Origin of the sequence: Nocardia sp. NPDC004860 (assembly GCF_040609015.1) — a bacterium.
GTDB lineage: Bacteria > Actinomycetota > Actinomycetes > Mycobacteriales > Mycobacteriaceae > Nocardia.
Genome location: NZ_JBEXJI010000001.1, coordinates 810,304 through 829,082, shown reverse-complemented (window position 1 = coordinate 829,082; position 18,779 = coordinate 810,304). Strand labels below are relative to the sequence as shown.

22 protein-coding genes are annotated in these 18,779 nt (G+C 69.5%); 12 read left to right on the top strand and 10 right to left on the bottom strand.

The genetic code is table 11. The features are described 5' to 3' along the window. Positions 1-41: 41 nt before the first annotated feature. Positions 42-965, top strand: coding sequence for an LLM class flavin-dependent oxidoreductase (locus tag ABZV44_RS03555; protein ID WP_354831404.1), 924 nt, complete (start codon positions 42-44; stop codon positions 963-965). Here the strand turns inward: ABZV44_RS03555 and ABZV44_RS03550 are convergent. Together ABZV44_RS03550 and ABZV44_RS03545 are read right to left on the bottom strand one after the other, a co-directional pair. Then, on the bottom strand, positions 946-1,608 hold the full coding sequence (locus tag ABZV44_RS03550) for a response regulator transcription factor (RefSeq protein ID WP_354831402.1): 663 nt from the start codon (positions 1,606-1,608) through the stop codon (positions 946-948). The genes ABZV44_RS03555 and ABZV44_RS03550 overlap by 20 nt on opposite strands. Before the next feature lie 22 nt (positions 1,609-1,630). Continuing rightward, positions 1,631-2,857: a histidine kinase gene (locus ABZV44_RS03545; protein ID WP_354831399.1), complete on the bottom strand. Its 1,227-nt coding sequence runs from the start codon at positions 2,855-2,857 to the stop codon at positions 1,631-1,633. A 167-nt stretch (positions 2,858-3,024) separates the two neighbouring features. Here ABZV44_RS03545 and ABZV44_RS03540 point away from each other — a divergent pair, with 167 nt between their 5' ends. Both ABZV44_RS03540 and ABZV44_RS03535 read left to right on the top strand, forming a co-directional pair. Further along, positions 3,025-3,954 (top strand): ABC transporter ATP-binding protein, encoded by a 930-nt coding sequence (locus tag ABZV44_RS03540; protein ID WP_354831674.1) that lies wholly within the window; start codon positions 3,025-3,027, stop codon positions 3,952-3,954. Continuing rightward, entirely contained in the window at positions 3,951-4,799 is an 849-nt protein-coding gene (locus ABZV44_RS03535) for an ABC transporter permease (protein WP_354831396.1), read from the top strand. The genes ABZV44_RS03540 and ABZV44_RS03535 overlap by 4 nt, the downstream gene beginning before the upstream one ends. Positions 4,800-4,860: 61 nt before the next feature. Here ABZV44_RS03535 and ABZV44_RS03530 read toward each other — a convergent pair whose 3' ends face one another. After that, on the bottom strand, positions 4,861-5,463 hold the full coding sequence (locus ABZV44_RS03530) for a helix-turn-helix domain-containing protein (RefSeq protein ID WP_354831394.1): 603 nt from the start codon (positions 5,461-5,463) through the stop codon (positions 4,861-4,863). A 91-nt stretch (positions 5,464-5,554) separates the two neighbouring features. On the opposite strand from ABZV44_RS03530, the gene ABZV44_RS03525 reads away from it, so the two are divergent. The 4 genes from ABZV44_RS03525 (at position 5,555) to ABZV44_RS03510 (ending at position 7,593) form a co-directional block, all read left to right on the top strand. Then, positions 5,555-6,217, top strand: a complete 663-nt coding sequence (locus ABZV44_RS03525; RefSeq protein ID WP_354831391.1) for an NAD(P)H-dependent oxidoreductase — start codon at positions 5,555-5,557, stop codon at positions 6,215-6,217. Position 6,218: 1 nt separating this feature from the next. Then, complete coding sequence (locus ABZV44_RS03520; RefSeq protein WP_354831388.1) at positions 6,219-6,539, top strand: multidrug efflux SMR transporter; 321 nt, start codon at positions 6,219-6,221, stop codon at positions 6,537-6,539. 30 nt (positions 6,540-6,569) lie between these two features. Beyond that, entirely contained in the window at positions 6,570-7,010 is a 441-nt protein-coding gene (locus ABZV44_RS03515) for an SRPBCC domain-containing protein (protein ID WP_354831386.1), read from the top strand. Between the two features lie 139 nt (positions 7,011-7,149). Further along, positions 7,150-7,593 carry an OsmC family peroxiredoxin gene (locus ABZV44_RS03510; protein WP_354831385.1) on the top strand — a complete coding sequence of 148 codons (444 nt, stop codon included), beginning with the start codon at positions 7,150-7,152 and terminating at the stop codon, positions 7,591-7,593. A gap of 73 nt (positions 7,594-7,666) precedes the next feature. Here the strand turns inward: ABZV44_RS03510 and mhuD are convergent, their stop codons facing one another. Further along, complete coding sequence (mhuD, locus tag ABZV44_RS03505) at positions 7,667-7,978, bottom strand: mycobilin-forming heme oxygenase MhuD (RefSeq protein WP_354831383.1); 312 nt, start codon at positions 7,976-7,978, stop codon at positions 7,667-7,669. 73 nt (positions 7,979-8,051) lie between these two features. Between mhuD and ABZV44_RS03500 the strand changes: the two genes are divergently transcribed. The 3 genes from ABZV44_RS03500 (at position 8,052) to ABZV44_RS03490 (ending at position 11,057) form a co-directional block, all read left to right on the top strand. Continuing rightward, a complete protein-coding gene (locus tag ABZV44_RS03500; RefSeq protein WP_354831380.1) occupies positions 8,052-8,795 on the top strand; it encodes an alpha/beta hydrolase in 744 nt (247 codons plus the stop codon). A 78-nt stretch (positions 8,796-8,873) separates the two neighbouring features. Next, positions 8,874-10,046 carry an acyl-CoA dehydrogenase family protein gene (locus tag ABZV44_RS03495; protein ID WP_354831378.1) on the top strand — a complete coding sequence of 391 codons (1,173 nt, stop codon included), beginning with the start codon at positions 8,874-8,876 and terminating at the stop codon, positions 10,044-10,046. Between the two features lie 198 nt (positions 10,047-10,244). Beyond that, positions 10,245-11,057, top strand: coding sequence for an enoyl-CoA hydratase/isomerase family protein (locus ABZV44_RS03490; RefSeq protein ID WP_354831375.1), 813 nt, complete (start codon positions 10,245-10,247; stop codon positions 11,055-11,057). A gap of 36 nt (positions 11,058-11,093) precedes the next feature. Here ABZV44_RS03490 and ABZV44_RS03485 read toward each other — a convergent pair whose 3' ends face one another. The 6 genes from ABZV44_RS03485 to carD form a co-directional block, all read right to left on the bottom strand. Beyond that, entirely contained in the window at positions 11,094-11,372 is a 279-nt protein-coding gene (locus ABZV44_RS03485; protein ID WP_354831373.1) for a DUF4190 domain-containing protein, read from the bottom strand. A gap of 114 nt (positions 11,373-11,486) precedes the next feature. Then, positions 11,487-12,470 carry a 23S rRNA (guanosine(2251)-2'-O)-methyltransferase RlmB gene (gene rlmB / locus ABZV44_RS03480; RefSeq protein ID WP_354831370.1) on the bottom strand — a complete coding sequence of 328 codons (984 nt, stop codon included), beginning with the start codon at positions 12,468-12,470 and terminating at the stop codon, positions 11,487-11,489. Positions 12,471-12,798: 328 nt separating this feature from the next. Continuing rightward, positions 12,799-14,199: a cysteine--tRNA ligase gene (gene cysS / locus ABZV44_RS03475; RefSeq protein ID WP_354831368.1), complete on the bottom strand. Its 1,401-nt coding sequence runs from the start codon at positions 14,197-14,199 to the stop codon at positions 12,799-12,801. A 45-nt stretch (positions 14,200-14,244) separates the two neighbouring features. Then, positions 14,245-14,712 (bottom strand): 2-C-methyl-D-erythritol 2,4-cyclodiphosphate synthase, encoded by a 468-nt coding sequence (ispF, locus tag ABZV44_RS03470; protein ID WP_354831671.1) that lies wholly within the window; start codon positions 14,710-14,712, stop codon positions 14,245-14,247. Between the two features lie 14 nt (positions 14,713-14,726). After that, positions 14,727-15,473: a 2-C-methyl-D-erythritol 4-phosphate cytidylyltransferase gene (gene ispD / locus ABZV44_RS03465; RefSeq protein WP_354831365.1), complete on the bottom strand. Its 747-nt coding sequence runs from the start codon at positions 15,471-15,473 to the stop codon at positions 14,727-14,729. Between the two features lie 2 nt (positions 15,474-15,475). Continuing rightward, positions 15,476-15,964 (bottom strand): RNA polymerase-binding transcription factor CarD, encoded by a 489-nt coding sequence (carD, locus tag ABZV44_RS03460; protein ID WP_025346809.1) that lies wholly within the window; start codon positions 15,962-15,964, stop codon positions 15,476-15,478. A gap of 443 nt (positions 15,965-16,407) precedes the next feature. Here carD and ABZV44_RS03455 point away from each other — a divergent pair, with 443 nt between their 5' ends. Together ABZV44_RS03455 and radA are read left to right on the top strand one after the other, a co-directional pair. Then, positions 16,408-17,043, top strand: a complete 636-nt coding sequence (locus ABZV44_RS03455) for a hypothetical protein (RefSeq protein ID WP_354831362.1) — start codon at positions 16,408-16,410, stop codon at positions 17,041-17,043. Positions 17,044-17,275: 232 nt separating this feature from the next. Then, positions 17,276-18,676, top strand: coding sequence for a DNA repair protein RadA (gene radA, locus ABZV44_RS03450; RefSeq protein WP_354831359.1), 1,401 nt, complete (start codon positions 17,276-17,278; stop codon positions 18,674-18,676). Positions 18,677-18,779: the final 103 nt, after the last annotated feature.

The window sequence follows — 18,779 nt, the reverse complement described above, 5'->3', positions numbered from 1 at the left end:
GGACGGATGTTTCGCGCCGCCGCCGGGCGGAGGGTGGAGTCATGGAACTCGGATTGCATCTGACGAACTTCGCCCTGGACACCCCTTCGGAACGGATCGGATCGCGGCTGGCGGAGGTGGTCCGCACGGCCGAGGACGGTGGGTTCTCGGTCATCGCGGTGGGTGACCATCTCTGGCAGAGCCCGTGGCTGGGGCGTGTGGAACAGAATGTGCTGGAGGCGTATTCGACGCTGTCGTTCATCGCGGCCCACACGTCGCGGGTGCAGCTGACCGCACTGGTGTCGGGGGTGCACTACCGGCATCCGGCCATGCTCGGGAAGCTGGTCACCACCCTGGATGTGCTGTCCGGCGGCCGGGCCTGGCTGGGGATCGGTGCGGGGACCTCCACGGGTGATGTGGAGGGCTACGGCCTGCCGTTCCCGCCGCTGCGCGAGCGCTACGAGATGCTGGACGAGGCGCTGCGGATCTGCCTGGCCATGTGGACCGATGCGCGGGGCGCCTCGGAACCCGTGCTCGGCAAGCACTTTCGGGTGGAGCGTCCGCTGAACGCGCCGCAGGCCGTGCGGAATTCGCCGCAGGGCGCGTATCGGCCGCATCCGCCGATACTCATCGGCGGGGACGGCGAGCGCCGCACGCTGCCGCTGGTGGCGCGCTACGCGGATGTGGCGAGCCTGCGCCCGGGCCCGGACCTGCCCGCCAAGATCGCGCTGCTGGACCGGATGTGCGTGGAGATCGGCCGCGATCCGCGCGAGATCCGCAAGAGCTGTGCCTTCGCCTTCGATCCCGGCCCGGGCGGAGGGGGCGTCGGCCAGGTGCTGGGGCAGCTGAAGTGGCTGGCGGACATGGGGATCGACCTCGTCATCGGCCGGGTGGCGGGTGTCGACGACGTCACGGCGCTGGAAGTGCTCGGCCGCGAGGTGATTCCGGCGGCCGCCGAGTTCGGCGCTACTGCCAGCCCGGCCTGACCAGACCGGATTCGTAGGCCATGACGACCAGCTGGGTGCGGTCACGCGCACCCAGCTTCACCAGGATCCGGCTGACGTGGGTGCGGGCGGTGGCGGGGCTCATGTAGAGCCGGTCGGCGATCTCGGCATTGGTGAGGCCCTCGGCGACCAGGGTCATGACCTCGCGTTCGCGGTCGGTGAGCGCCGAGAATTCGGCCGCGGGTGCGGGTTTGGCGTGCGCGGCGAATTCGGCGACCAGGCGCCGGGTGATGCTGGGGGAGAGCAGCGCGTCACCGCCCGCGACCACGCGCACGGCCTTGACCAGGTCGGCGGGTTCGGTGTGTTTGACGAGGAAGCCGGTGGCGCCGGAACGCATGGCCTCGAAGACGTATTCGTCGAGTTCGAAGGTGGTCAGGACGACGACCCGCACCGCGGCGAGGACCGGATCGGCGGCGATGGCGCGGGTGGCGGCGAGGCCGTCCAGCACCGGCATGCGAATGTCCATGAGTACGACATCGGGCACGAGTTCGCGGGCTAGGTCGAGGGCCTGGGCGCCATTGTCGGCCTCGCCCACCACCTCGATGTCCTCCTGCGCGCCGAGCAGCGCCACGAAGCCCGCTCGCACCAGCGCCTGATCATCGGCGATCACCACCCGGATGGGCACGACGCGTCCTCCAATTCCGTGCTCACGCAATCGGTTCGTTCCGCACGAGGTGGGTGGGCAGCCGGGCCTTCACCCGAAATCCGCCGTCGGCCTTCGGTTCTGCGGACAGTTGCCCGCCCAGGGCGTGGGCGCGTTCGGTCATGCCGGTGATGCCGTGGCCGCCTGTCGGCGACTGCGGCGCGGGCTGGCGGGTGGGCCGGGTGTTGTCGATGGTGAGCTGCAGCCGCTCGGCGGCGTAGTGCACGGTGACGAGCACGCTCGCGCCGGGCGCGTGCCGCACCACATTGGTGAGCGACTCCTGCACGATCCGCGCTGCGGCCACGTCGACCACGGCGGGCAGCCGGCGCGGCCCACCGGTCACCATGGTGTGCACTTCCAGCCCGGCGGCGCGGGCCGGTCCGGTGAGCTTGTCGAGGTCGGTGATGCCGATGGTGGGTGCGGTCGGCGCGGTCACGGTGGCGGTGCCGCCGCGAATCGAGCGCAGCAGCGCGTTCACCTCACCGAGCGCGTCCTTGCTGGCCGATTTGATGGCGGCCAGCGCGGTGGCGGCCTGTTCGGGCTTGCGGTCGAGCAGTTCCAGCGCGACCGAGGACTGCACATTGATCAGGGAGAGGCTGTGCGCGAGCACGTCGTGCAGTTCGCGCGCGATGGCCAGGCGCTCCTCGGTGACCCGCTGTTCCCGCTCGGCCGATTCCAGTGCGCGCTGGGCCTGTTCGCGTTCGCGCTCGGCCTGTTCCTCGCGGCGGGCCGCCTCGCCGCGCTGCCGGCGCGCGATGACGGCGGCGCGCCGCTGCCGGATGCCCTCTGCCGCCGCCGCGAGCACGAAAAGCCAGGCGAGCAAACCGAATTCCTGCCAGGCGCCGGTGTGGTACCCGCGCCAGCCGGGCATCGGCCATACCATGAGCAGGTAGCCCGCGGCCACGAACGGATAGGTGTACCAACGGGATCCGAGGACGGCGGCGGTCAGGAAGGCGACGATGAGCGAGACGAAGATCGGCCCGTAGCCGTAACCGAGCAGTAGGTACGCGACCGCCACGGCCAGCGTCGCGTAGAACACTTCCAGCGGGCGGCGCCGACGTAGTACCAGCAGTGCCGGACCGGCGATGAGCAGCGCATATCCGTACATATCGAGCTGGCGCACCACCGTCTGGTGATGATTGGCCAAGGTCCCGAAGCCGAGTTGTATCGCCCCCACCGCCAGCGCCGGGAGCACGTCGCGTCGCCCGAGCCTTCCCCCGCGTGTGTCCATAGCAGCACCGTAGCGCCGTCTGCGGGCAGCGGCACTGTGTCGCGGCCAAATACGTCCAGATACGTACGCCGGATCGCGCGTTGCGACGGATTTTTTCCCGTGCGTCGCGGCGAATCGTTGTGCCCATGAACGAAGCAGTATCCGATGGCGGCCGCCGCGGGCCCTCCATGGTTACGCAGGCTGCCTCCTCCGGGCCTGACGCACCGACCGCGGTCGTCGTCACCGATCGGCTGACCAAGCGCTACGGCTCCCACACCGCCGTGGACGCCGTGAGCATGAGCGTCCGCCGCGGTGAGATCTACGGTTTCCTGGGTCCCAATGGCGCGGGCAAGACCACCACGCTGCGCATGCTGGTCGGTCTCATCCGTCCGTCGTCCGGCGGCGCGACCGTGCTCGGGCGGCAGCCCGGCGAGCCGGAAACCTTGCGCCGCACCGGCGTTCTCATCGAGAGCCCCGGCTTCTACCCCTACCTGTCGGGCCGGGACAACCTGCGCGTCCTGGCCCGTTACCGGGGTGTCGGCGACGACGCGGTCGCCGACGCCCTGGACCGGGTGGCCCTCAGCGCCCGCGGCAAGGACCGGTTCCGCACCTATTCGCTCGGCATGAAGCAGCGCCTCGGTGTCGCGGCCGCCCTGCTCGGCCGCCCCGACCTGCTGATACTCGACGAACCCACCAATGGCCTGGATCCGGCGGGCATGGCCGAGATGCGCGAGCTCATCACCGGACTCGCCGCCGACGGGCACACCGTGGTGCTGTCCAGCCACCTGCTCAGCGAGGTGCAGGAGATCTGTGATCGCGTCGGCGTCATCTCCGCCGGGCGACTGCAGGTCGAGTCGACGGTGCGCGAATTGCGCGGCACGGCCGCGCTTCTGGTGCGCGCGGAGCCACTGGAGGTCGCCTTCCCGGCGGTGCGCGCAGTGGTGGGGGAGCGGTCGGCGCTGGTGACCGCCAACGGTATTCGTGTCGAGGCCGGAGCCGCGAACGCACCCGAGGTGGCGCGCGCGGTCATCGAGGCGGGCGCGGAGCTGCTCGAGCTGCGCGCCGACGAAAAGTCCTTGGAAGAAGTCTTTTTCGAGATGACGGAGACGGCGAAATGACCGACCTACTGGCCAGCACCCGGGCCGAACTGCTGCGGCTGCGCAGGTGGCCCGCCTTCTGGATCGTGCTCGGCACCTGGATCCTGTTGAATCTCACCTTCGCCTACCTGTTCAACTACCTGGCCTACACCACCGGCAGCACCACCCGCATGTCCAACGGCTTGCCGCGTGAGCTGCTCCTGCAGCAGATGCTGCCCGCGGCCGTGCCGGAGGTGTTCACGCAGGGCATGGCCATGTTCGGCGGGGCGCTCATGCTGGTGCTGGGCGCGCTCGCGGTGGGCAGTGGCTACGGCTGGGGCAGTTGGAAAACCGCACTCACACAGGGGCCTTCGCGGGTGCAGGTGATCGGCGCGGTGGTGCTGAGCCTGGCGGTGACGGTGGTCGCGCTGGTGCTGGCCGCCTTCGTGATCGACACCGGCGTGGCCGCGCTCATCGCCGGCTCCCAGGGTCGGTCCCTGGCGCTGCCCTCGGCGGGCCGGATGCTGCTCGGAATCGGTTCCGGCGCCGCCATTCTGGGCATGTGGACGCTGGCGGGCGCGCTGATCGGGGCGGTCGCCCGGGGTCCCGCGCTGGCGGTGGGTCTGGGGCTGGTGTGGGTGCTGGTGGTGGAGAACCTGTTGGGCGGCGTCGCGGCGATCTTCGCGCCCATCCGGGCCGTCACCGACCACTTGCCCGGCACGGCCGCCGGCTCCCTGGCGGGTTCCCTGCGCACGGTGGGCGGCCCGGCCACCCCCGGTGTCCTGGACGTCCTCGGCCGCGGCGCGTCCCTGCTGGTGCTAGCCGCGTACGTCGTCGTCTTCGCGGCCGGAACGATCTGGCTGATTCGACGCCGTGACATGGTGTGAGACAGGCGAATACCGCGCGATGCGGCCGTTCACCCGCCCGGTGAGCGGTCGTGTCGCCGGGTCAGCCCGCCGGTCCCAGCACGCCGTGTGCGAGTTTCGCCAGGCCCGCGGCGATCTGCCCGGACCCGAGCCCGCGTTCGCGCTGATGCCGGTACACCTCGGCGGCGAGCGGTGCGAGCAGCGGGTCCACGAGTGAATCTGGCTCGGCCACACCGGCTTCGGTGACCAGGGCGCGTACGTGCACCGCCCAGAACTGATAGGCCCCGGTGCGGAAACGCGCACCGCCGGTCTCCGCGCCGAGCACCAGATGGGCGTGGGCGTCCAGCAATTCGACCATGGCGGCGTAGAACGCGGCCAGTCGTTCGGCGGGCGGCGCGCCCGGTCCCAGGGGTGGCTCGCCGCGCAGCAGCTGCTCCTGGAGTGCCCGCTCGTGCTCGTCGAGCAGGGCGACGGCGATGGATCCCACGTCCGGATAGCGCCGGTACAGCGTCCCCCGCCCGACCCCGGCCGCCTTGGCGATGTCGTCCATGGTGACGGTGCGCGGGTCACTCCCGGCGAACAGTTCCGCGGCTGCGGCCAGCACCTTGGCCCGATTGCGGGCGGCGTCGGCGCGCTCGGCGGGCGCGGACCGGTCGTTGAGCAGTGGCAGGCCGGGGGTGTTCATGCAGCTCACTGTAGCCCTCCGGGAATAAGTGGACAATCTGTCCGGTTGTGGCCTACTGTTCGAAAGGGTAAACGGACACAACGTCCAGTTGATGGGAGCTTCGACCATGACCGCCCTGCTGCACCTCGACGCCAGCGCCCGCCGCACCTCGGTCAGCCGTGAGCTGAGCGCCGCTTTCGCCACCGCCTGGCGCGCCGAATACCCCGGCGGCGCCTACGTTCACCGCGACCTGGCCGCCGAGCCGATCCCGTTCATCGGCGAGGGCTGGACCGAACTGTGCGACCGGGTACTGGCCCACGGTCGCACCGATCTCGACCGTCTGGCCGAATTGGTGGATTCTCCTGCGCAGCAGCGGGCCTGGGAGATCGTCGCGCCACTGCTGGCCGAGATCCGCGCCGCCGATGTCGTGCTGATCGGCACGCCGATGTACAACTACTCGATCCCGGCGAGCCTCAAGGCGTGGCTGGATCAGATCACCTTTCCGCGAATGTCGCTGGCCCCCACCCGATTCGTGGTCGTCACCGCGCGTGGCGGCGCGTACTCGCCGGGCGCGCCGAAGGCGATCTACGACTATCAGGAGCGCTACCTCCGCGACTTCTTCGCAGGCCACTTCGCCGTCGACGACACGGTTTTCGTCCATGCCGAACTGGTGAACTCGCGCCAGGATCCGGCGCTGGCCCACCTGCGCGACGAGCACGACGCCTGCTATGCCGCCGCGCTCGCCACCGCTCGCACCCTGGGAAAGGAGTACTGAAATGAACTGGCTCGTCCTGGGTTTGGCCGGCGTGGTCGAGATCGCGTGGTCGCAATCCATCAAGCCGACCCAGAATTTCACCAAGCCGCTGCCCACCCTGCTGTGCTTCGTGCTCGCGGCGGTCGCGGTGTACCTGCTGTCCCATGCCATGCAGTCGCTGCCGGTGGGCACCGCGTACGCCATCTTCACCGGCATCGGCGCGGTGGGCGCGATCGGGCTGGGCATCGTGGTGCAGAAAGACCCGGTGAGCGCGGGCCGGGTGCTGGCGCTGTCCATGATCATCGGCGGCATCGTGCTGGCTCGGGTCACCAATCCCGGGTGAGCACGGGCCGGGGCGGTATCGTCGCGGCCCATGGACGTTGCGCCCCTGCGGCCACCCGACCTCGCCGCGCGACCGTTCTTCCTGGTCGCGGAACGCATCATGGCGGCCTCGCCCGCCGAGCTCTACCACCAGTGCACCCAGCAGTTCGGACTCTGGTTCGCCGACCCGGGTTCGATCCTCATGCGCCCGGTGGTGAACCAGCCGTTCTTCTTCACCGCGGGCGGCGGCCACCCGCACTACGGCCGATTCCTGCGGCTGGAACCCGACCGCCTGGTCGAGCTGACCTGGGTCACCGGCAGGACCGAGGGCACGGAAACCGTGCTCACCCTGGAACTTTCGGCGCACGGCGCGGGCACCGCCCTACTCCTCACCCACGCCGGCTTCCCGAACGACGTGACCCGGGACCGGCACGAGAAGTCGTGGCCGCGGGTGCTCGAGGACTGGGACCACCGCACGGCCGTGGCCGTCTGAGGGATGAACACCGAATGATCGTGAGCCCGCCCCGCTTTCGAGCGGAGTAGGTTCGACCCGTACCGATTTCCCGGGGGTTCGGGGGCGTAGTCCCTGAGAGCCTCGGGAGTTGAGTTCCCCCTCTCACGAAAGGACAGTGATGCCTACACGTAGCGCGCGTACCGCCTGGTCCGGCGGCCTGCAGGACGGTTCCGGTCAGGTCGAGCTGGTCAGCTCGGGCGTCGGCAAGTACGACGTCTCGTTCCCGAAGCGCACTGCCGACGAGGCCGACGGCACCACCAGCCCCGAAGAGCTCATCGCGGCCGCGCACTCCTCCTGCTACGCGATGGCGCTGTCGGCTCAGATCGGCAATGCCGGCGGCACCGTGCAGGGCCTGGACATCACCGCCGACGTGACCCTGGGCCCGGACCCGGCCGGCGGCTTCCGCATCTCCAAGATCAAGCTGACGGTGGCCGGCAAGGCGTCGGGCATCGACGAGGCGGGCTTCCTGGCCGCCGCCGAGGCCGCCAAGGCGGGCTGCCCGGTGTCCAAGGCGCTGGCCGGCGTCGAGACCATCGAGCTGGATGCCACCTTCGAGGCGTGAATCGCGAGTTCCCGGCTGACGCTGTCGTCAGCCGGGAACCACCGCGGGCCGGGGTTGTGGACGATGGCGTTGATCAGGCGTTCTTGGCCGGTACATCGAGGACGACCTCGAACTCCAGCAGCGACGCGCCGGTGGAGACCGGCTTGCGTGCCTCGCCCGCGTGCGCCTCGCGCGCCGGGCCGTCCCGCCACGCCGCGAAGGACTCCTCCGAATCCCACTGCGTGACAACGAAATACCGGTTGTCACCGGAGACCGGGCGGAGCAGCTGGAAACCCAGGAAACCCGGCGAGTTCTCCACCGCGTGCGCACGGTGCGCGAAGCGCTTCTCCAGTTCGGGGCCCGCGCCCTCGGGAACCTCGATTGCGTTGATCTTGACGACTGCCATGGGTGCGAATGTACTCCGCGCCCGCGACGTATCGTTCGAGGCAATAACCAACTCGGAACACATGGTCGGGGCGATGTTGTACGACGAAGGCGGCGCGGGTGCGCCGATCCTGCTGCTGCACGGATTGATGGGCAGCGCCCGGACCTGGCGGGCCCAGCTGCCCTGGCTGCGCGAATTCGGGCACGTATACACGTTCGATGCCGCCGGGCACGGACGCCCCGCGCCCGCCGAGCTCACCACCGAGGCGTTCGTGGCCGATCTGGCCGCGGCGACCTCGGACATCACCGAACCCATGGTGGTGATCGGGCATTCGATGGGCGGACTGCACGGATGGATGTTCACCGCGGCGTATCCGGAGCGGGTGCGCGCACTGGTGGTCGAGGATATGGCGCCGGACTTCCAGGGCCGTACCGCGGAGAATTGGGCGGCCGTGATTTCGGCTTGGCCGCAACCGTTTCCGGACGAGCGAGCCGTGCTGGAATTCTTCGGCCCGGTCGCGGGACGCTATTTCCTCGACTCGTTCCGGCCGGGCCCCGACGGCTACCGCCTGCACGGTGAGGTCCCGACCTTCCGTGACATCTCGGAGGAATGGGGTACGCGCGATTTCTGGGCGCAGTGGAAATCCGTCACCGTCCCGGCCCTGCTGATCGAGGGCGAGCACACCATCACTCCGCCGGGGCAGATGCGCGAGATGGCCGAGCTCCACCCGGATGCCCGCCACGTCGTCATCCCCGACGCCGGCCACCTCGTTCACGACGATCAACCCGGCGCCTACCGGGCCGAAGTCGAGGATTTCCTGCGCCGCGTCCTCGTTTGATGGCGGGTGCCTTCAGTCGGGTGGGGTGGTCGTCGTATGCTCGGCTCGACCGCGACTCCTGACGGATGGTGACAAACGATGATCGACTTCTCGATTCCCGCCGACCTTGCTGCCGAACGTGATCGGGTTCGCCGGTTCGTCATCGACAAGATCGTGCCCTTCGAGCGTGATCCGCGCCTGACCACACACGGCCCCGACGACGAGCTGCGGCAGGAACTGGTCGAGCTGGCCCGCGCCGAGAAGCTGCTCACCATCCAGGCCCCGGTCGAGCTGGGCGGGCGCGGCCTGACCCACCTCGAGCAGGCCGTGTTGTACGAGGCGGCCGGCTGGTCCACCCTCGGCCCCGTCGCCATGAACTGCGCCGCGCCCGACGAGGGCAATATGTTCCTGCTCTCCAAGATCGCGAATCCGGACCAGACGCAACGCTTCCTGCAGCCGGTGATCGACGGCCACCAGCGCAGCGTCTTCGCCATGACCGAGCCGGGCGGCGCCGGCTCCGACCCCAACCAGCTCGCCACCGAGGCCACCTTCGACGGCGAGAACTTCACCATCAACGGTCGCAAGTGGCTGATCACCGGCGCCGACGGTGCCAAGACCTGGATCATCATGGCGCGTGTGGCCGCCAACCCGCACCTGCCCGAGGGTCCCACCCTGTTCCTCTGCGAGGGCGACGCGCCCGGGATCGTGATCGAACGCGTCATGAACACCATGGACCGCAACTACGTCGGCGGCCACGCGGTGGTGCGCTTCGACAACCTGGTGCTGCCCAGGGAATCCGTGCTCGGCGAGACCGGCCAGGCGCTGCGCTACGCCCAGCTGCGGCTGGCCCCGGCCCGTCTCACCCACTGCATGCGCTGGCTGGGCGCGGCCGAGCGGGCGCAGGCCATCGCGGTCGACTACGCCAAGACCCGCACCGCCTTCGGCAAGCCCATCGGCGAGCATCAGGGCGTGTCGTTCATGTTGGCGGACAACGAGATTGCGCTGCACCAGTGCCGCCTGACCATCTGGCACGCGTGCTGGCTGATGGATCAGGGCCACAAGGCCCGCCACGAATCCTCCATCGCCAAGTCCTACGTCTCCGAGGAGCTGTTCAAGGTCACCGACCGCTGCGTCCAGGTGCTCGGCGGCATCGGCATCTCCGACGAGACCGTGGTCGAGATGATCTTCCGCGACATGCGCGCCTTCCGGCTCTACGATGGCCCGACCGAGGTGCACAAGTACGCCATCGGGCGGCAGATCCTGCGCGGCTGAAAGCCCGGTCTGCGCAGTCGGACCGGCTTTCGTTGGGCGAAACCCAAAGGTTCGCGGAGCGTCTCGATGCTGGACTGAGCGGAGCGGGGGAGCGCAGCGGAGGCGCGGAGGGAGGGAAGAATCGAGACCTCCAGCCCAGCGAACCTGCCCGGAGCGGAGCGGAGGGCAAATCAAACACAGAGGGCATAATCTTCCAGCATGAGTTCGGAATTGCACGTGGACGTCTCCGGCGGCGTCGCCGTGCTCACGCTCAATCGGCCCGCCCAGCAGAACGCACTGACCCCGGCCATGGCGTCGGAACTCGGTGCGTCGCTGCGCCGCTGCGACGAAGACGACGCCATCGGCGCGGTCGTCATCACCGGGACCCCGCCCGCGTTCTGCGCGGGCGCGGACCTGTCGCTGAAGGTCGGCGAGGTCAACGGCCTGATCGATCCGCCGCCGTTCCGGATCCGGAAACCGGTCATCGCGGCGGTGAACGGGCACGCGGTGGGTATCGGCCTGGAGATCGCGCTGCAGTGCGACCTGCGCTATGTCGCCCGCGACGCGGTGTACGCGCTCAACCAGGTTCGCCGCGGCGCGCTCGCCGACGGGTTCGCGCACTGGACCCTGCCCCGCCTGATCGGTAGCGCCCGCGCCGCCGACCTGCTGCTCACCGGCCGCACCTTCGACGGCGCCGAGGCGTACTCGCTGGGCATCGCCAATTCCTGCCTGCACGCCGCCGAGGTGCTGCCGACCGCCCTCGAGGTGGCCCACGACATCGCGCACGGTTCGGCCCCGCTCCCGGTGGCCCTGTCCAAGCGCCTGCTGTGGGAGGCCCCCACCATGGCCCCGGAAACCGTGGGCCGCTTGGAAGCCGAGCTCAACGACTACGTCGCCAAGAGCACCGACGGCGGCGAGGGCGTCGCGGCCCTCAAGGACCGCCGCCCGCCCAAGTGGACCGGCAGCGTCAGTGGCGAATGGCCCGCCTGGGATGCCGTGACGGGTGGCGAGCGCCGGCCCGGTCTGGACTGACCGGGCCTCTCGGCCGGGCCTGATCGGGCCGTTCGGCTAGGCGCGCCCGCTGAGGACCATCAGCAGGAAGATGCAGGCGAAGACCACCATCAGACAGGTCCCGATGACGCCGAGGACATAGCCCACCAGGACCTGCACCCGGCCGCCGAAGCGGCCCCCGCCCTCCTCGATCTCGTTCAGCGCGCGCCGTCCGAGCGCCCAGGCGATGGGACCCAGCGCGCCGCAACAGAACACGCTGAGCACACCCAGCAGCAGGACGGCCGTCGCATGCTCGTGCTCGACAGGGGATCCGAGGGGCGGCTGATCGAAGACCACCGCCCGAGTTTACGGGCGGAAGCCCCGTGGCGGCAGGCTGACGCGCGGTGTTCGCTTGCGCCACTTGGATATCGAGGCTCACCAGCCCGGCAAAGTGATGGTCGAGCGACCGAATCAGGCCCGGCGCTGCCGCGCCACCTCGGCCAGCACTACGCCCGCCGCCACCGAGGCATTGAGCGACTCGACCGGACCCGCCATCGGAATGCTCAGGATCGAATCGCAGGTCTCGCGCACCAGGCGCGACAAGCCCTTGCCCTCCGAGCCGACCACGATGACAGTCGGTGCGCTGCCGTCGAATTCGTCGAGAGTAGTGTCGCCGCCCGCGTCGAGGCCGACGATCTGGTAGCCCTTGTTCGCCCAATCCTTCAGCGTGCGAGTCAGATTCGTGGCCCGCGCGACCGGAAGCCGCGCTGCCGCACCCGCACTGGTGCGCCACGCCACCGCGGTGACACTGGCGCTGCGCCGCTGCGGGATCACCACACCCTGCCCGCCGAAGGCCGCCACCGAGCGGATGACCGCACCCAGATTGCGCGGATCGGAGATATTGTCCAGCGCCACCAGCAGCGCCGGGGCGCCCGAGTTGTGCACCCGGTCGACCAGATCGTCCGGGTGGGCGTACCGGTACGGCGGCACCTGCAGCGCCATGCCCTGATGCATGCCGTTGTGGCTCATCTTGTCCAGGTCGGTGCGCGGCACCTCCAGGATCGAGATACCGATCTCCGCGGCCGTCTTCACCGCCTCGCTGAGCCGGTCGTCGTTCTCGGTGCCATTGGCGACATAGAGCGCGGTGGCGGGCACACCCGCGCGCAGGCACTCCACCACGGGGTTGCGGCCGAGCACCAGCTCCGGACCCTCGTTGTCCTTGCGGCCCGCGATGGGCCGGGCCGCATTGCGCGACCGGGTGGTGACGGCCGCCGCCTGCGCCTTGGCCTTCGCCTTGGCGCGCTTCGCGGCCGGGTGATAGGTGCGGTCCTCGGCCTTGGGCGTCGCGCCCTTGCCCTCGAGCCCGCGGCGGCGCTGCCCGCCCGACCCGACGGTCTGCCCCTTCTTGGTGCCGGACTTGCGCGTCGCCCCGCGTCGCTGGGAATTGCCTGCCATCACTTCGCCTTCCGTATTTCGCGGGTATCCCGCCTCGGCCCGGCCGCGGGACGAACCCGCTCACGGTCGATCATGCGGGAAACCTGCCTCCGGTCGGCGCAGCGAACGGCTGCGCCCCTGTCTGAACTTTCGCGCTGCCCCAGAGCAGCGCCTCCGGCCGGCCACGAGCCGCGCGGCATTGCCGGAGGGACGCTACGAATTGTGCCCCACGCTGGCTCGCCACCCCGAATTCGGTGCGCTCCGCCACACCGCGCGAGCTAGCCCACGCGGTATCCGGGCGACCCGACGCGGTATTCGAGCTATCCGGGTTCCGCCGGTGCGGAACCGCTTACTTCTTCTCCTTGGCCAGGGACCATTCCGCGCCCTGCGGCGTGTCGGTGACCTCGACGCCCGCGGCCGAGAGCCGGTCGCGGACCGCGTCGGCGGTGGCCCAGTCCTTGTCGGCGCGCGCCTGCTGCCGCCGCTGCAGTTCCGCGCCGATGAGCACATCGAGCGCGGCGATGGCGGCGGAATTGTCGGCCGGCGCGGCCCAGTGCCCGTCGAGCGGATCCACACCGAGAATGCCCAGCATGGCCCGGACCTGCCCGGCCAGCATCCGCGCGCCCGAGAGGTCACCCGCGTCGAGCGCCTTGTTGCCCTCGGTCACCACGCCGTGAATCGCGGCCAGCGCCTGCGGAACTCCGAGGTCGTCGTTCAGCGCATCCCCGAAGGCCGGAGTCCAGGTCCCGACCGGAACCTCGCCCGTGCGCTCGGCCACCCGCAGCACGAAGGCCTCCAGCCGCTGGTATCCGGCGGCCGCCTCGGTCAGCGCCTGATCGGAATACTCGATCATGGACCGGTAGCTCACGCTGCCCAGGTAGTAGCGCAGTTCGACCGCGCGCACCCCGACCCGTTCCAGCACGTTCGGAATGGACAGCACATTGCCCAGCGACTTGGACATCTTCTCGCCGCCCATGGTCACCCAGCCGTTGTGCAGCCAGTAGCGGGCGAATCCGTCCCCGGCCGCGCGCGACTGCGCGATTTCGTTCTCGTGGTGCGGGAAAACCAGATCCATTCCGCCGCAATGAATATCGAATTCCGGTCCGAGATAGAACTCGGCCATGGCGGAGCATTCCAGATGCCAGCCCGGGCGACCCGGCCCCCACGGCGACGGCCAGCTGGGCTCACCCGGCTTGGCGGCCTTCCACAGCGTGAAGTCGCGCGGATCCTTCTTGCCCTGGCCCGCGCTCTCGCCCTGGTGCACGTCATCGAGCTTGTGCCCGGACAACTTTCCGTAGTCCGGGAAGCTCAGCACGTCGAAATAGACATTGCCCTCGGAGGCGTAGGCGTGGCCGCGTTCGATGAGCCGCTCCATCATCCGCACCATCTGGGTGATGTGCCCGGTGGCGCGCGGCTCGCCGGACGGCGGCAGCACGCCCAGCGTCTCGTAGGCGCGGTCGAAGGCGCGCTCATGGGTCGCGGCCCACTCCCACCACGGGCGGCCGTGCTCGGCGGCCTTGTTCAGAATCTTGTCGTCGATATCGGTGACATTGCGAATGAAGGCGACGTCGAAATCATTGGCGGCCAGCCACCGTCGGAGCACATCGAAGGCGACGCCGCTGCGCACGTGCCCGATGTGGGGTTCCCCCTGAACGGTCGCGCCGCACAGGTACACCGAGGCTTTGCCAGGGACCAGCGGCGTGAATTCACGCAGGGTCCGCGTCTCGGTGTCGAAAAGGCGCAGAGTCACGACAGAGCATCCTAGCTGTTGGGAAATGGGCGGATGACGGGTGCGTCAGGCGCGACAACACAGCAGCGCGGTGGCGATCGCCGCCACACCCTCGCCGCGGCCGGTGAGGCCCAATCCGTCGGTCGTGGTGCCGGACACCGAGACCGGCGCACCCAGAATCTCGCCCAGCACCTGCTGCGCCTCGGCCCGTCGCGGGCCGATTTTCGGGCGATTCCCAATTACCTGTACAGCCGCATTGACAATTGTGAATCCGGCTTCGTCGAGCAGCCGCCGGACTTCTTTCAACATGGCCGCGCCGGACACGCCCGCCCATTCCGGGCGGCCCGTGCCGAAAACCGCGCCCACATCGCCCAGCCCGGCGGCCGACAGCAGCGCGTCGCACAGGGCGTGCGCCGCGACATCACCGTCGGAATGTCCCGCGCAGCCGCTGTCACCGTCGAACAGCAGGCCCGCCATCCAGCAGGGCCGGCCGGATTCGACGGGGTGCACATCGCTGCCGATGCCGGTGCGCAGCGCCATGGGATCCATCACGGGGTGATCACCGCTTCGCGTGTCGTGTCCAGCCCACCTGCGGCGTCGGCCGTATCACGGCGCGCGGCAAGGGTATTGGCGAGGACCAGGTCCAACGGCGTAGTGATCTTGAAAGCCAGGGCGTCGCCGAGCACCGTGTGAACGGTCGCACCGAGCATTTCCACCAACCCCGCGTCATCTGTCGCCTGTGTACCCACAGCGTAGGCGGCGCGCAGCAGCGCGGCATCGAAGCCCTGCGGAGTCTGGATGGCGCGCAGCCCGGATCGTTCCGGGGTACCCGTCACGGCGCCGGTCGCGTCCACGGACTTGATGGTGTCGGTCACCGGCACCGCGGGCACCACGGCCCGCGCGCCCGCGCGCAGCGCCTCCACCACGCGGGTGACGAGCGCCGGGGGAGTCAGGGCCCGGGCGGCGTCGTGCACCAGTACCAGGGTGGCGTCGGGCGCGGCGGCGAGACCGGCCCGCACCGAATCGGTGCGCTCGGCCCCGCCCGCGACGACCTGCACGGGCACGTCGGAAGCGGGCAGCAGGGCGCGGGTCTCGGCGACGAGTTCGGCGGGCACCATAACCACAACGTCGTCGACCGATCCGGAATCGATCAGTCCCTGGACCGCCCGAGTGAGCATGGGACTGCCGCCGACGTGGACGAACGCCTTCGGCTTGTTCTCACCGAGACGCACGCCCATGCCGGCGGCAGGAACCAGAGCGACGACACGACTGCCGTCACCGGGTGTAGTTTTCACGGTCAGGAAGCCGCTGCGAGAACCTCGTCGAGCAGGGTCTCGGCCTTGACGTCGTCGGTACCTTCCGCGAGCGCGAGCTCACCGACGAGAATCTGCCGGGCCTTGGCCAGCATCCGCTTCTCACCAGCGGACAGGCCGCGGTCCTGCTCACGACGCCACAGGTCGCGGACGACCTCGGCCACCTTGTTCACATCGCCGGAGGCGAGCTTCTCGAGGTTGGCCTTGTAGCGGCGGGACCAGTTGGTCGGCTCCTCGGTGTGCGGAGCTCGCAGTACCTGGAAGACCTTGTCGAGGCCCTCCTGGCCGACGACGTCGCGGACGCCGACATACTCTGCGTTCTCTGCGGGAACCCGAACGGTCAGGTCGCCCTGTGCGACCTTCAGGACCAGATACTCCTTTTGTACACCCTTGATGGTGCGGGTTTCGATAGCTTCGATCAGCGCCGCTCCGTGGTGGGGGTAAACGACGGTGTCTCCGACCTTAAAAATCATGTGTCCCGTGCCCCTTTCGATGTTCACAGTTTAACATGCGACTCGGTAACGGCGCGATCAACGGCGCAGGTCAGGGCCACAACGGAGCGGCGGCGGGGGTTGACAGAACGCGAATCGTGTGCATCCCGTTGTGGCATAAGGGGATAGCGCATCGCATCGTTCGCGTGCATATGCGAGTGCGTACTTCGCATACGCGACCCAGCGCCCTCTTATAAACATCAATGCATCACTCCAGAAGTCGTCTCCGAATCGTTGTCAGGGCCCCTGACACATCCCGCCCGGTCGTTCTGTGAGATGCCCGTGCCCGCGTCGGGTCGCCGCGGCGGGCGCGGACGCCACGCGCACGCGACACCGCCCGCGTGTAGAGCGGGGGGAGGGACGCATTACTCTCTTTGACTACTACTCTCCATAGTGGAGTTAGCCCGGTCGACATGGAGGACCCCGTGACTGCCCTGAAAGCCACCACTGCGTCGAAGTCGCGGCGGCGTGCCGTGACAGTTGCTGCACTCGCTGCGGGTGCGGTGCTCGCGCTGTCGGGTTGCGGCGCCGGTCAGGTCTCGCAGACCGCCACCCAGGTCGCCGCCGTCAACGGCAACACCGCCAATGTCGGCTCCATCGCGCTGCGCGACGTGCGCTTCCTGCTCCCGCAGACCGAGGAGTACAACAACGCCAAGGGCGGCAAGGCCGTGCTGGCCTTCAGCGCCGTCAACCTCAGCGACAGCAAGACCGACGAACTGGTCAGCATCAGCACCGACCTGGGCCAGGTCAAGATCGCCGACAAGATCGAGATCAAGCCGTCCAGCACCGTCGTCGCCGACAAGCCGACCGCCAAGGACACGGCCGCCGCACACGAGCAGAACGCCGGCGAGGCCGCCTCCGACAAGGTCACCGACCCGAACGCCAAGCCCGTCCTGATCGAGGTCACCGGCCTCACCAAGGACGTCACCCCGGGCCTGACCTACCCGCTGACCTTCGTCTTCAAGGAGGGCGGCACCGTCGTCGTCAACACTCCCGTCGACGCCGGCGCGAACAACCCGCGCCAGGAGCCCCCGAAGCAGGAGAAGGGCGGCGAGCACTGAGCTCCCGCTAGAGCACCCGACAGCGCCCGCCCCGACAGATCGGGGCGGGCGCTGTCGTGTGCGATCAGCCGTCAGGTTCGCGGCCGTCTCGATTCTGGACTGACGGAGTGGGGGAGCGAAGCGGAGGAGCGGAGGAGGGAGGAATCGAGACCTCGGGGCCGCGAACCCCGCCCGGAGCGAAGCGGAGGGCAAATACGGCCCAGTGTCGGGGGCGCTGGCTAGGCTGCCCGGCGTGGCCAAGGTGAAATCGCTGTACCGGTGCGCGGACTGCTCGCACGAGGTCGCCAAATGGGTTGGGCGCTGCCCGGATTGCAACGCGTGGGGGACCATCGAGGAGATGGCGGCGTCCGCGTCGGCGGTCGCGGTGGGGCGGCGGGCGATGCTGCCCAGCACGGCGGCCGCGCCGATCTCGAGCATCGACTCCAACAAGACCCAGGCCCGGTCGACGGGGGTGTCAGAGTTGGATCGGGTGCTGGGCGGCGGGATCATTCCCGGGTCGGTGGTGCTGCTGTCGGGGGAGCCCGGGGTGGGCAAGTCGACGCTGTTGCTCGAGGTGGCGCACCGGTGGGCGCGGGCGCGCGACGAGATCGCGCTGTACGTGACCGCGGAGGAGTCGGCGGGGCAGGTGCGGCTGCGGGCGGACCGCACGGGCGCGGTGCACGACAAGGTGTACCTGGCCGCGGAATCGGATCTGGCGACCATCCTGGGGCACGTGGAGCAGGTGAAACCCTCACTGCTGGTGGTGGACTCGGTGCAGACCATGCTGGCCGCCGACGCGGACGGGGTGATCGGCGGTGTCACCCAGGTGCGGTCGGTGACGGCGGCGCTCACCTCGCTGGCCAAGGCGAGCGGGATCGCGGTGCTGCTGGTCGGGCACGTCACCAAGGACGGCGCGGTGGCCGGTCCGCGCACGCTCGAGCACCTGGTCGACGTGGTGCTGCAGTTCGAGGGCGACAAGCACTCCGCGCTGCGCATGGTGCGCGGCATCAAGAACCGCTTCGGCAGCACCGACGAGGTCGGCTGCTTCGAGATGCGGGAGGCCGGAATCCATTGCGTGGACGACCCTTCGGGGCTGTTCCTGCACCATCGGGGCGACGCGGTGCCCGGGACCGCGGTGACGGTCGCCATGGACGGCAAGCGGCCCATGCTGGGTGAGGTGCAGGGGCTGACGGTGGACACCCAGGCGCCCGCGCCCCGGCGCGCGGTGAGCGGGCTGGACTACAACCGCGTTTCCATGGTCCTGGCTGTCCTGCAGAGCCGCGGGGGCGTCTTCGTGGGCAAGCAGGACGTCTACGCGGCCACCGTGGGCGGTATGCGGCTCACCGAGCCCGCCGCGGATCTGGCTGTCGCGCTTGCCATTGCGAGCGCCAGCCAGGATCTGGCGCTGCCCAGCGGCCTGGTGGTGCTGGGCGAGGTGGGGCTGGCGGGCGAGGTGCGCCAGGTGACCGGGCTGACCCGCCGGCTGGCGGAGGCGGAGCGGCTGGGCTTCACCGAGGCCCTGGTGCCGCCGGGCGCGGATCGCGCCGGCCGCAGTATGACCGTGCGCGAGGTCGCCGATATCCGTGCCGCCCTTGCCGTTACCGGGTTGCGCCGACGGCGCGGTGCGCAGGCCCCGGCGGAAATGGCTGAATGACAGCCGAAATCGAATGAGGTCGCGGCATCGAATTCGATCCGGACCGGAATTCGGTTCGCAATTGACGGAATTCTCGAAAACGGCGGAGGCCGGGATCCGATCG

Bases quoted from the DNA above. Each gene is read 5' to 3' on its own strand.
- ABZV44_RS03510 (WP_354831385.1), top strand. From the start codon at position 7,150: ATGCCTACACGTAGCGCGCGTACCGCCTGGTCCGGCGGCCTGCAGGAC.
- ABZV44_RS03490 (WP_354831375.1), top strand. From the start codon at position 10,245: ATGAGTTCGGAATTGCACGTGGACGTCTCCGGCGGCGTCGCCGTGCTC.
- ABZV44_RS03545 (WP_354831399.1), bottom strand. From the start codon at position 2,857: ATGGACACACGCGGGGGAAGGCTCGGGCGACGCGACGTGCTCCCGGCG.
- mhuD (WP_354831383.1), bottom strand. From the start codon at position 7,978: ATGGCAGTCGTCAAGATCAACGCAATCGAGGTTCCCGAGGGCGCGGGC.
- rlmB (WP_354831370.1), bottom strand. From the start codon at position 12,470: ATGGCAGGCAATTCCCAGCGACGCGGGGCGACGCGCAAGTCCGGCACC.
- ABZV44_RS03500 (WP_354831380.1), top strand. From the start codon at position 8,052: ATGTTGTACGACGAAGGCGGCGCGGGTGCGCCGATCCTGCTGCTGCAC.
- ABZV44_RS03495 (WP_354831378.1), top strand. From the start codon at position 8,874: ATGATCGACTTCTCGATTCCCGCCGACCTTGCTGCCGAACGTGATCGG.
- ABZV44_RS03525 (WP_354831391.1), top strand. From the start codon at position 5,555: ATGGGAGCTTCGACCATGACCGCCCTGCTGCACCTCGACGCCAGCGCC.
- ABZV44_RS03555 (WP_354831404.1), top strand. From the start codon at position 42: ATGGAACTCGGATTGCATCTGACGAACTTCGCCCTGGACACCCCTTCG.
- ABZV44_RS03535 (WP_354831396.1), top strand. From the start codon at position 3,951: ATGACCGACCTACTGGCCAGCACCCGGGCCGAACTGCTGCGGCTGCGC.
- ABZV44_RS03515 (WP_354831386.1), top strand. From the start codon at position 6,570: ATGGACGTTGCGCCCCTGCGGCCACCCGACCTCGCCGCGCGACCGTTC.
- ABZV44_RS03530 (WP_354831394.1), bottom strand. From the start codon at position 5,463: ATGAACACCCCCGGCCTGCCACTGCTCAACGACCGGTCCGCGCCCGCC.
- ABZV44_RS03540 (WP_354831674.1), top strand. From the start codon at position 3,025: ATGGTTACGCAGGCTGCCTCCTCCGGGCCTGACGCACCGACCGCGGTC.
- carD (WP_025346809.1), bottom strand. From the start codon at position 15,964: ATGATTTTTAAGGTCGGAGACACCGTCGTTTACCCCCACCACGGAGCG.
- ABZV44_RS03520 (WP_354831388.1), top strand. From the start codon at position 6,219: ATGAACTGGCTCGTCCTGGGTTTGGCCGGCGTGGTCGAGATCGCGTGG.